A 12,184-nucleotide genomic window follows, 5' to 3' on the forward strand; every position below is an offset into this window, starting at 1 on the left:
GTTGCTCGGGGGTGCGCGATAGGTCTGAGCAGACCGGATAGGGTGCAGCGGTGAGTTCTGAGGCGCAGACCCGGTCGTCCGAAGCAGAGGCGACGGACGCGGCCGAGGCGATCGATTCCGCGAGCCCCACGGCCCGCCCGGCACAAGTGACCCCGCGGTTGCGGACCGTCGCGACGGCGGCCGCGGCCGTCTGGGCGGTGGTCGCGCTGGTGGCCGCCGGCTGGTTCGGGGTCGGCTGGGCGCGCGCGATGTGGTTCACCGACGGCCCGCGGGCCGCGGCGCGCGACAGCGCGCTGGACGCGGCCCGGCAGGCGGCGATCAACCTCTCGTCGATGAACCCCGACAATGTCGACGGCTCGATCGACACCATGCAGTCGTCGATGACCGGGGACATGCTCGATCAGCTGCACCAGAACCGGGACCGGATCAAGCAGGCCGCGCAACAGTCGAAGGCGAAGGTCGACGCGAAGGTCCTCGGTTCGGCCCTGACCTCACTGGACTCGGAACGGACCAAGGCCACCGCCATCGTGGTGCTGCAGCTGACCCAGAGCGCGCCGGGTGTGCCGGCCCAGATGTTCCGCACCACCTGGACGCTGGACATGACCGCCACCGGCGGCACCTGGAAGGCCGACCAGGCCAATTCCCTCGGGCAGCTGGTCCCGCTGGAAGCCGGTAAGCCCGCCGCCGGCGCCCCGGGTGCCGGCGCGCCCGCTCCGGCCGCGCCTGGCGCCCCGGACCCGAATGCTCCCGCGCCGTCCGCAGGCGCCCCCGCCCCGGCCCCGGCGCCGGGATCGTAGGAGACCGCAATGGCAACCCGACGTCCCGTCAACCGCATCACCCCCCGCAAGCGCCCCGCCGCTAACGACGGAGGCAGCGCGCCGAACGGCGCCGACGCCACCGTGCAGGCGCCCGCTGCGGATGCGACCGTGAAAGCGTCCCTTACGGACGCGACCGTGGAAGCGCCTGCCGATGCGACGGTCAAAGTGCCTGTCGATGCGACGGTGAGCACGTCTGTCGCCGACGCGACGGTGAAAACGCCCGTCGCCGACGCCACGGCGGTGTCCGCCGCTGCCGACGCCACGGCGGTGTCCGCGGCTGCCGACGCCACGGCGGTGTCCGCGGCTGCCGACGCCACGGCGAAGGTGTTGACGGCCGACGCCGTGGCTGAAGCATCCACTGCCGATGCGACGGTGAAAATCGCTGCCGCACAATCGAACTCGGCCGACGAGATCACATCCGCGCAGGTCGTGGCCTCGAGCCCCCGCCGCGGCCGGTCCTTCGCCGGCGCTCTGGCCGGCCGCCGGTTGATCGTGGTCGCCGCGGCCGCCGCGGTGCTCACCGCGTTCGCCGTCCTCGCGGCGTTCCGTCCGGGCGTGCCCGGCGGCGGTAATCGCGCCTATGCCGACCCGGCCGCCACCGCGGAGGTCACCGCCGCAGCCCGCAACGCGCTGCAGACCGTGTACTCCTACGACTCGAAGACCGTCGGCGGCTACAAGGACGCCGTGCACAAGGTCGTCACCGGCAAGATGCGGACCGATTTCGACTCCTTCGCCGACACCACGGTCTCCGCGATCCAGCAGGCGCAGTCCACGGCGACGGCTACCGCGGACCCGATCGGTGTGACTATGCTCACCGGCGATCACGCCGAGCTATTGGTCAACCTGGTGGTAAGCGCGACCAAGGACGGGGTGCCGCAAGAGACCGCGAGCGGCCCGATCGTGCTCCGGATGCAGAAGACGAACGGCCACTGGCTCGCCAGTGAGATCGCCGACCGCTGAGCCGGGTCGGAGCCCCACTTGACGAGTCCCGCCCGAACCGTCACGCTATTCACAACAACGGCAACCCAGCCGGGGTAGAGCAGCCGGGTCGAGCGGCTCGAACGCTGTCGAACGTCTGAGCGCAGCCAGCGCCACAGATCGACGGCGTGGTAGCTCCCCGAAGCTCGGGTTGGGTGGTATTTTGACACCCCCTTTGTTTGGGTGTACGTTTGGTCTTTGCGCTGGCTGCCTCCTGTCCACACCTTGTTCGCCGACGAAAGTTCCACCGTCCACCGGTGTTACTTCCGTTTTCTGCTGTTCGGGGTTCGTCGGGGTGTCAACCAGCGGGACTCTCACTCTGTAGCAGACAAGCGACAGTCGCTGTGGTGCCACGTACGTACTGGCACCCCAGCGGCTCGCGTGAGGTGCTGGAAGGACGCATCTTGGCAGTCTCCACCCAGACCAAGGCCAACACGGGGGGTAGCGCGTACGCGGTGCCCGGAGCCCCGAAGCGGGTTTCTTTCGCGAAGATCCGTGAACCTCTAGAGGTACCAGGTCTCCTGGACCTGCAAACCGAATCGTTCGCCTGGCTGGTCGGTTCTCCCGACTGGCGGGAACGCGCTGTCGCGCGCGGCGACGTGAACCCGATCGGTGGCATCGAGGAGGTGCTCGAGGAGCTCTCCCCGATCGAGGACTTCTCCGGCGCCATGTCGCTGTCCTTCTCCGGCCCTCGCTTCGAGGACGTCAAGGCGTCCATCGACGAGTGCAAAGAAAAGGACATGACCTACGCGGCGCCGCTGTTCGTCACCGCGGAGTTCATCAACAACAACACCGGTGAGATCAAGTCGCAGACCGTCTTCATGGGTGACTTCCCGATGATGACGGACAAGGGCACGTTCATCATCAACGGCACCGAGCGCGTCGTCGTCTCCCAGTTGGTCCGCTCCCCGGGCGTGTACTTCGCCGAGGAGATCGACAAGACCACCGAGAAACTGCTGCACAGCGTGCGCGTCATCCCCAGCCGCGGCGCGTGGCTGGAGTTCGACGTCGACAAGCGCGACACCGTCGGTGTCCGTATCGACCGCAAGCGTCGCCAGCCGGTCACCGTCCTGCTGAAGGCCCTCGGCCTGACCAGCGAGGAGATCGTCGCGCGCTTCGGGTTCTCCGAGATCATGATGTCGACCCTGGAGAAGGACAACACCGCCGGCCAGGACGAGGCGCTGCTCGACATCTACCGCAAGCTGCGTCCGGGCGAGCCGCCGACCAAGGAGTCCGCGCAGACCCTGCTGGAGAACCTGTTCTTCAAGGAGAAGCGCTACGACCTGGCCCGCGTCGGCCGCTACAAGGTCAACAAGAAGCTGGGCCTGAACCTCGACAAGCCGGTCATCGGTTCGGTGCTGACCCGCGAGGACATCGTCACCACCATCGAGTACCTGGTGCGCCTGCACCAGGGCGACCGCTTCATGACCGCGCCCGAGGGCCGCGAGGTCCCGGTCGAGATCGACGACATCGACCACTTCGGTAACCGTCGCCTGCGGACGGTCGGCGAGCTGATCCAGAACCAGCTGCGTGTGGGTCTGTCCCGCATGGAGCGCGTCGTGCGTGAGCGCATGACCACCCAGGACGTCGAGGCGATCACGCCGCAGACCCTGATCAACATCCGCCCGATCACGGCGGCGATCCGGGAGTTCTTCGGCACCTCGCAGCTGTCGCAGTTCATGGACCAGAACAACCCGCTGTCGGGTCTGACCCACAAGCGTCGTCTGTCGGCGCTGGGCCCGGGTGGTCTGTCCCGTGAGCGCGCCGGCCTGGAAGTCCGTGACGTCCACCCCTCGCACTACGGCCGCATGTGCCCGATCGAGACCCCGGAAGGCCCGAACATCGGCCTGATCGGCTCGCTGTCGGTGTACGCGCGGGTCAACCCGTTCGGTTTCATCGAGACCCCGTACCGCCGGGTCGAGGGTGGCCGGGTCACCGACGAGGTCGTGTACCTGACCGCCGACGAGGAGGACCGTGAGGTCCGCGCCCAGGCGAACTCGCCGGTCGACGCCGACGGCAACTTCGTCGAGGACCGGGTCCTCGCGCGCCGCGGCAACGAGGAGATGGAATACGTCCTGCCGACCGAGGTGACGTTCATGGACGTCTCCCCGCGCCAGATGGTGTCGGTGGCGACCGCCATGATCCCGTTCCTCGAGCACGACGACGCCAACCGTGCCCTGATGGGTGCGAACATGCAGCGTCAGGCCGTGCCGCTGATCCGTTCCGAGTCGCCGCTGGTCGGTACCGGTATGGAGCTGCGCGCCGCGGTGGACGCCGGCGACGTCATCGTCAACGCGAAAGCCGGTGTGGTCGAAGAGGTTTCGGCCGACTTCGTCACCGTCATGCACGACGACGGCAGCCGCCGCAGCTACCGCCTGCGCAAGTTCGAGCGTTCGAACCAGGGCACCTGCGCCAACCAGCGTCCGATCGTGGACGAGGGCATGCGGGTGGAGAAGGGCCAGGTCCTGGCCGACGGCCCCTGCACCGACAACGGTGAGATGGCCCTCGGTAAGAACCTGCTCGTCGCCGTCATGCCGTGGGAAGGCCACAACTACGAGGACGCGATCATCCTGTCGCAGCGCCTCGTGGAAGAGGACGTCCTCACCTCGATCCACATCGAGGAGCACGAGATCGACGCCCGCGACACCAAGCTCGGTGCCGAGGAGATCACCCGGGACATCCCGAACGTCTCCGACGAGGTCCTCGCCGACCTCGACGAGCGCGGCATCGTGCGCATCGGTGCCGAGGTCCGCGACGGCGACATCCTGGTCGGCAAGGTCACCCCGAAGGGTGAGACCGAGCTGACCCCCGAGGAGCGGCTGCTCCGCGCGATCTTCGGTGAGAAGGCGCGCGAGGTCCGCGACACCTCGCTGAAGGTGCCGCACGGTGAGTCCGGCAAGGTCATCTCGGTGCGCGTGTTCTCGCGCGACGACGACGACGATCTGCCCCCGGGCGTCAACGAGCTGGTCCGGGTGTACGTGGCCCAGAAGCGCAAGATCCAGGACGGCGACAAGCTCGCCGGCCGCCACGGCAACAAGGGTGTCATCGGCAAGATCCTCCCCAAGGAGGACATGCCGTTCATGCCCGACGGCACCCCGGTCGACATCATCCTGAACACCCACGGTGTGCCGCGTCGTATGAACATCGGCCAGATCCTGGAGACCCACCTCGGGTGGGTGGCCAAGGCCGGCTGGAAGGTCGAGGGCTCGCCGGAATGGGCGAAGAACCTGCCCGCCGACATGCTCGGCCAGGAGCCGGACACCAACATCGCCACCCCGGTGTTCGACGGTGCCCGCGACGCCGAGCTGGCGGGTCTGCTGGGTTCGACCCTGCCGAACCGCGACGGCGACGTCATGGTCAACGAGAACGGGAAGTCGGTGCTGCTCGACGGCCGCTCCGGTGAGCCGTTCCCGTACCCGGTCTCGGTCGGCTACATGTACATCCTGAAGCTGCACCACCTGGTCGACGACAAGATCCACGCCCGTTCGACCGGTCCGTACTCGATGATCACGCAGCAGCCGCTGGGTGGTAAGGCGCAGTTCGGTGGTCAGCGTTTCGGTGAGATGGAGTGCTGGGCCATGCAGGCCTACGGCGCCGCCTACACCCTGCAGGAACTGTTGACGATCAAGTCCGACGACGTGGTCGGTCGCGTCAAGGTCTACGAGGCGATCGTCAAGGGCGAGAACATTCCGGAGCCGGGTATCCCGGAGTCGTTCAAGGTTCTGCTCAAGGAGCTCCAGTCGCTCTGCCTCAATGTCGAGGTGCTGTCCTCGGACGGCGCGGCGATCGAGCTGCGGGAAGGTGAGGACGAGGACCTGGAGCGCGCTGCCGCGAACCTGGGTATCAACTTGTCCCGCAACGAAGCTGCCACGGTCGACGACCTCGCGCAGTAACGGGTTCGGTCTCCCGGGGTCGAAAGACCCCGGGAGGCAAGAGAATTAGCGACTTTTTGCTCGAAATACCTACCCTTCCAAGGGGAAAGGAAGTTACGTGCTAGACGTCAACTTCTTCGATGAACTCCGGATCGGCCTGGCCACCGCCGAAGACATCCGCCAGTGGAGCTACGGCGAGGTCAAGAAGCCGGAGACCATCAACTACCGCACGCTGAAGCCGGAGAAGGACGGCCTCTTCTGCGAGAAGATCTTCGGTCCCACCCGGGACTGGGAGTGCTACTGCGGCAAGTACAAGCGCGTCCGCTTCAAGGGCATCATCTGTGAGCGCTGCGGCGTCGAGGTGACCCGCGCCAAGGTGCGTCGTGAGCGGATGGGCCACATCGAGCTGGCCGCGCCCGTCACCCACATCTGGTACTTCAAGGGTGTTCCGTCCCGTCTGGGCTACCTGCTCGACCTGGCGCCGAAGGATCTGGAAAAGATCATCTACTTCGCCGCCTACGTCATCGTGGGTGTCGACGAGGAGCTCCGCCACAACGAGCTGTCCACGCTCGAGGCGGAGATGGAGGTCGAGAAGAAGGCCGTCGCCGACCAGCGCGACGCCGACCTCGAGGCCCGCGCCCAGAAGCTCGAGGCCGACATGGCCGAGCTGGAGGCCGAGGGCGCCAAGTCCGACGTCCGCCGCAAGGTCAAGGACGGCGGCGAGCGCGAGATGCGTCAGCTGCGCGACCGCGCCCAGCGTGAGCTGGACCGGCTCGACGAGATCTGGACCACGTTCACCAAGCTGTCGGTCAAGCAGCTGATCGTGGACGAGATGCTGTACCGCGAGATCACCGACCGCTACGGCGAGTACTTCACCGGCGCGATGGGTGCCGAAGCCATCCAGAAGCTGATGGAGAACTTCGACATCGACGCCGAGGCCGAGAGCCTGCGCGAGACCATTCGCACCGGCAAGGGCCAGAAGAAGCTGCGCGCGCTCAAGCGGCTCAAGGTCGTCGCCGCGTTCCAGGCCAACGGCAACTCGCCGATGGGCATGGTCCTCGACGCCGTCCCGGTGATCCCGCCGGAACTGCGGCCGATGGTGCAGCTCGACGGTGGCCGCTTCGCGACCTCCGACCTCAACGACCTGTACCGCCGGGTGATCAACCGCAACAACCGGTTGAAGCGACTGATCGACCTCGGCGCGCCCGAGATCATCGTCAACAACGAGAAGCGCATGCTGCAGGAATCTGTGGACGCGCTGTTCGACAACGGCCGTCGCGGCCGGCCGGTCACCGGCCCGGGTAACCGCCCGCTGAAGTCCCTGAGCGACCTGCTCAAGGGTAAGCAGGGTCGTTTCCGGCAGAACCTGCTCGGTAAGCGTGTCGACTACTCCGGCCGTTCGGTCATCGTCGTCGGTCCGCAGCTGAAGCTGCACCAGTGCGGTCTGCCCAAGCTGATGGCGCTCGAGCTGTTCAAGCCGTTCGTCATGAAGCGGCTGGTCGACCTGAACCACGCGCAGAACATCAAGTCCGCCAAGCGGATGGTCGAGCGGCAGCGGCCGCAGGTGTGGGATGTCCTCGAAGAGGTCATCGCCGAGCACCCCGTGCTGCTGAACCGTGCGCCCACCCTGCACCGTCTGGGTATCCAGGCCTTCGAGCCGCTGCTGGTCGAAGGTAAGGCCATCCAGCTGCACCCGCTGGTCTGTGAGGCGTTCAACGCCGACTTCGACGGTGACCAGATGGCCGTGCACCTCCCGCTGTCCGCGGAGGCGCAGGCCGAGGCCCGCATCCTGATGCTGTCCTCGAACAACATCCTGTCGCCGGCGTCGGGCCGCCCGCTCGCCATGCCGCGTCTGGACATGGTGACCGGTCTGTACTACCTGACCCGCCTCGAAGAGGGCGCCAAGGGTGAGTACCGCCCGGCCACCAAGGACGCGCCGGAATTCGGTGTCTACTCCTCGCCCGCCGAGGCGCAGATGGCCGTCGACCGTGGTGAGCTGACCGTCCGGTCGCTGATCAAGGTGCGTCTCGACGACCAGCGCCCGCCGAAGGACGTCGAGGCGGAGCTGTTCCCCGACGGCTGGCAGCGCGGCGACGTGTGGATCGCGGAGACCACCCTGGGCCGGGTCATCTTCAACAACCTGCTCCCGGCGGACTACGCGTTCATCAACGAGCAGATGCCGAAGAAGCGGCAGGCGACGATCATCAACGACCTCGCCGAGCGCTACCCCATGATCGTGGTGGCGCAGACCGTCGACAAGCTCAAGGACGCGGGCTTCTACTGGGCCACCCGTTCCGGTGTCACCGTCTCCATGTCGGACGTTCTCGTTCCGCCGGAGAAGACCGACATCATGGAGCGCTACGAGGGCCAGGCCGACCAGATCGAGAAGAAGTACCAGCGTGGTGCGCTCGACCACCAGGAGCGCAACAACGCCCTGGTGAAGATCTGGCAGGAAGCCACCGAAGAGGTCGGTAAGGCGCTGCGCGCGTACTACCCGCCGGACAACCCGGTCATCACGATCGTCGACTCCGGTGCGACGGGTAACTTCACCCAGACTCGTACCCTCGCCGGTATGAAGGGTCTGGTGACGAACCCGAAGGGTGAGTTCATCCCGCGCCCGATCAAGTCCTCGTTCCGTGAGGGCCTGACCGTGCTCGAGTACTTCATCAACACCCACGGTGCGCGAAAGGGTCTGGCCGACACCGCGCTTCGTACCGCCGACTCGGGTTACCTGACCCGTCGTCTGGTGGACGTGTCGCAGGACGTCATCGTCCGCGAGGAGGACTGCGGTACCGAGCGCGGCATCGTGATGACGATCGCGGAGAAGCAGCCGGACGGCTCGCTGATCCGGGACGCGCACGTCGAGACCGCGGCGTACGCGCGGACCGCGGCGGTCGACATCGTCGACGCCAAGGGCAACGTCATCGTGGAAAAGGGTCACGACATCGGCGACCCGGCCATCGACGCGCTGCTCGAGGCGGGTGTCACCGAGGTCAAGGTCCGTTCCGTGCTGACCTGCACCTCCGGTACCGGTGTGTGTGCCATGTGCTACGGCCGCTCGATGGCGACCGGCAAGCTCGTCGATGTGGGTGAGGCCGTCGGTATCGTCGCCGCCCAGTCCATCGGTGAGCCGGGTACCCAGCTGACCATGCGTACCTTCCACCAGGGTGGTGTCGCCGGTGACGACATCACCGGTGGTCTGCCGCGTGTCCAGGAGCTCTTCGAGGCCCGTGTCCCCAAGGGCAAGGCGCCGATCGCGGAGGTCTCGGGCCGGGTGCGGCTGGAGGACGACGACCGCTTCTACAAGATCACGATCATTCCGGACGACGGTTCGGACGAGGTCGTGTACGACAAGCTGTCGAAGCGTCAGCGACTGCGCGTGTTCAAGCACGACGACGGCACCGAGCGCCTGCTGGCGGACGGTGACCACGTCGAGGTCGGCCAGCAGCTGCTGGAAGGCTCCGCGGACCCGCACGAGGTGCTGCGCGTGATGGGCCCCCGTCAGGTGCAGATCCACCTGGTCCACGAGGTCCAGGAGGTGTACCGGTCGCAGGGTGTGTCCATCCACGACAAGCACATCGAGGTCATCGTCCGGCAGATGCTGCGGCGCGTCACCATCATCGACTCGGGTGCGACGGAGTTCCTGCCCGGTTCGCTGGTGGAGCGCTCGGAGTTCGAGTCGGTCAACCGCCGGGTCATGGCGGAGGGCGCGGGTGAGACCGCGGCCGGCCGGCCGGTGCTGATGGGTATCACTAAGGCGTCGCTCGCGACGGACTCGTGGCTGTCGGCGGCCTCCTTCCAGGAGACCACCCGCGTGCTCACCGATGCCGCGATCAACTGCCGCTCCGACAAGCTGATCGGCCTGAAGGAGAACGTGATCATCGGTAAGCTGATCCCGGCCGGTACCGGTATCAACCGCTACCGCAACATCCAGGTCCAGCCGACCGAGGAGGCCCGCGCGGCCGCCTACGCGGTGCCGTCCTACGACGACACCTACTACACCCCGGAGGGCTTCGGCACTTCGACGGGTGCGGCTGTCCCGCTGGACGACTACGGGTTCAGCGACTACCGGTAATCGGTAGGACCGCAACAGCATTCGGCCCCCGCCCGGGTTCCCGGGCGGGGGCCTTTGCTGTGCACGTGCGGTCGGTATCGTTCGGGGCACTGTCGTAGGTGCGAGGGCGGAGGCTGATCCGGATGCGTGTGTTGGTGCCGTGGGGTGATCTGGTGGTGCCGGCGGGGGTCGAGGTCTCGGTGTGGGACGGCGGGGAAGAGCTGCCCGGGGGGCTCGGCGATGTCGAATTCTTCGTGCTGCCCTACGATCGCGGGCGGCGGCCGGTGGAGTTGATCGCGGAATTGCCTGCGGTGCGGGCGGTTCAGACCTTGAACGCGGGGTTCGAGGAGATACTGCCGGTGTTGCCGGCGGGGGTGTGCCTGGCCAACGGGCGGGGGCTGCACGACCTGAGCGTCGCCGAGCACACGCTGGCGTTGATCCTTGCGGCGCAACGGGATCTGCCGCGGTGGGCGCGGGCGCAGGCCGCGGGCGTGTGGGATCACGCGCACACACGATCGTTGGCCGACAGCCGGGTGCTGATCCTGGGGTACGGGTCGATCGGGCGGGCGATCGAGCGGTATCTGCTGGCGGGGGAGGCGGTGGTCACCCGGGTCGCTCGGACGGCGCGGGCCGGGGTACACGGGATCGATGAGCTGCCGAAGTTGTTGCCGGAGGCCGACATCCTGGTAGCGGTGCTGCCGGGCGGGGCGCAGACCTGGGGGCTGCTCGGTGCGGCCGAGCTGGCCGCGCTGCCGGACGGAGCACTAGTGGTCAATGTCGGGCGGGGGACCTCGGTCGACACTGCGGCGCTGACCGCCGAAGTGGCGGCGGGACGGCTGCGCGCGGCGTTGGATGTGGTTGCGCCGGAACCACTTCCGAGTGGACACCCACTGTGGTCGCTGCCGGGCGTGATCATCACCCCACACGTGGCGGGCGGCTCGGACTCGTTCACGCCACGGGCGAGGCGGCTGGTCGAACGCCAGCTCGCGCATCTCGTCGCGGGGGAAGAGCTGGAGAACCTCGTGGTCCCGGGCGGGCACCGCTGACGGATCGGGTCTCGTCACCACCGGGAGGTGCGAGCCTCGGCATTACCGTGGAAAGTCTCATGCGGCCGCGTCGGATATCGGGCCGCGGTGGAGCGACGGGATGTCTTGGGGCGTGGACGCATTCGAGCCGGCAGTGGCGGTGCCGAGGCTGCTGGAGCGGATCGGGGAGCGGCTGGGAACGGCGGGCCACGAGGCGTCCGAAGCGCTTTCCGAGCACACCAGTGCGGCTGCCGTGGGGCTGCGCCGATCGGTCGGCGACAAGGTGGGAATCGAGGCGGCCGCCGGGAGCTCGCCGCATGTTCCGGAACTTCGGGACACCGCACCGCAGGTCGGCAACCACACGGCAGCAACAGATCTCGCCACGCTGATCGAACAACGGTCGGCGCAGTTGGGGCTCGACACTCCGGCGCGCAGGGCGCTGGAAGCCGGATTGTTCATCGACCGTCCGCTGTTGGAGTTCGGTGTGGTGTCCGGTCATCCGAATCCGGAACTGCTGTTCGGGCAAGCGGAGTGGGCGGGATACCTGGATGCTCGCGCCTTCGCCCGGGAATATGGTGAGGGCGAGCTGAATCCGGACTTCATCGCCGAACTACACCGGCGGGCGGCCGGTTTCGCGAAACCGGAAATCGCCGGGAAATTTCGGTCCGGGTCCATGATCGGTGTCCTTCCCGAGGAACTCGGCGATGCCGAGATCGCGGCCATCGAGGCGAATCCATTGCTGCGCTACGTTCCCGGTGGAACCGATCAGTTCCCGCGCGGTGGTATCGAATATGGCGCTCATGCAACGGGTTCGGTCGAGGAGGAGCTTCGGTCGCTCAGCAAGTGGTACAACGACCAACGGGCCGGTCCCGGTTACGACCCGTATCGGCTTGCCGCCGAGCTGGAGCAGCGGCTCGTCGCGGTTCACCCATTTCCGGACTACAACGGCCGGGTCTCTCGGCTGCTGATGAACTGGTCATTGGAGCGGGACGGCCTGTCGCCCGGTCTGCTGGAGCACTACCACGATCTCACCTCGACTCCGACGGATTGGGCGGACGTAGTGCGTCGCGGCAGTGCCACTTACGACACGATCGCGAACCGGATCGCGCGCGGCGCGGACGTGGATCCGGTGGCGGCGTTCCGGCTGGAAGGCGCGGTGGAGCGCTACCGGATGATCGAGCGGATCCTCCCTCCGCTGGTATCCGGTGGGCAGCAACGGATCGGCGCCTACCGTTCGATCATGGCGACGTTGCGTGGGTGGTGACCACGACGGGCGCTGGCCCCGGGCCGCATCTGTCGTCCCGCGGACCGATGTTGGCGAATTTGCGGCAAATATTCTTCGGATGATGTCGGGTCGGCGACCGCGCAGTCGGCTGGCGGCGCGGGGTGTTGCTACTCGGTAGCGACCTTGTTGTGTCGGGTGGGTCACCCTCTCGC

The 12,184-nt window shown here is 67.2% G+C and carries 6 protein-coding genes; all 6 read left to right on the forward strand.

The features are described 5' to 3' along the window. The first annotated feature begins 50 nt into the window (after positions 1–50). The gene (locus EBN03_RS20045) at positions 51–797 is read left to right on the forward strand and encodes a hypothetical protein (RefSeq protein ID WP_147471644.1); all 747 of its coding nucleotides are present in this window, start codon (positions 51–53) and stop codon (positions 795–797) included. Between the two features lie 9 nt (positions 798–806). Beyond that, positions 807–1,778, forward strand: a complete 972-nt coding sequence (locus tag EBN03_RS20050) for a hypothetical protein (protein WP_122189590.1) — start codon at positions 807–809, stop codon at positions 1,776–1,778. Positions 1,779–2,182: 404 nt separating this feature from the next. Then, complete coding sequence (rpoB, locus tag EBN03_RS20055) at positions 2,183–5,689, forward strand: DNA-directed RNA polymerase subunit beta (protein ID WP_122189591.1); 3,507 nt, start codon at positions 2,183–2,185, stop codon at positions 5,687–5,689. A 97-nt stretch (positions 5,690–5,786) separates the two neighbouring features. Next, on the forward strand, positions 5,787–9,743 hold the full coding sequence (locus EBN03_RS20060) for a DNA-directed RNA polymerase subunit beta' (RefSeq protein ID WP_122189592.1): 3,957 nt from the start codon (positions 5,787–5,789) through the stop codon (positions 9,741–9,743). 122 nt (positions 9,744–9,865) lie between these two features. Beyond that, on the forward strand, positions 9,866–10,768 hold the full coding sequence (locus EBN03_RS20065; protein ID WP_233608476.1) for a 2-hydroxyacid dehydrogenase: 903 nt from the start codon (positions 9,866–9,868) through the stop codon (positions 10,766–10,768). A 100-nt stretch (positions 10,769–10,868) separates the two neighbouring features. Continuing rightward, positions 10,869–12,011 carry a Fic family protein gene (locus EBN03_RS20070; protein ID WP_122189593.1) on the forward strand — a complete coding sequence of 381 codons (1,143 nt, stop codon included), beginning with the start codon at positions 10,869–10,871 and terminating at the stop codon, positions 12,009–12,011. Positions 12,012–12,184: the final 173 nt, after the last annotated feature.

It is taken from the genome of Nocardia stercoris, from assembly GCF_003696265.1.
Classification (GTDB): Bacteria; Actinomycetota; Actinomycetes; order Mycobacteriales; family Mycobacteriaceae; genus Nocardia; species Nocardia stercoris.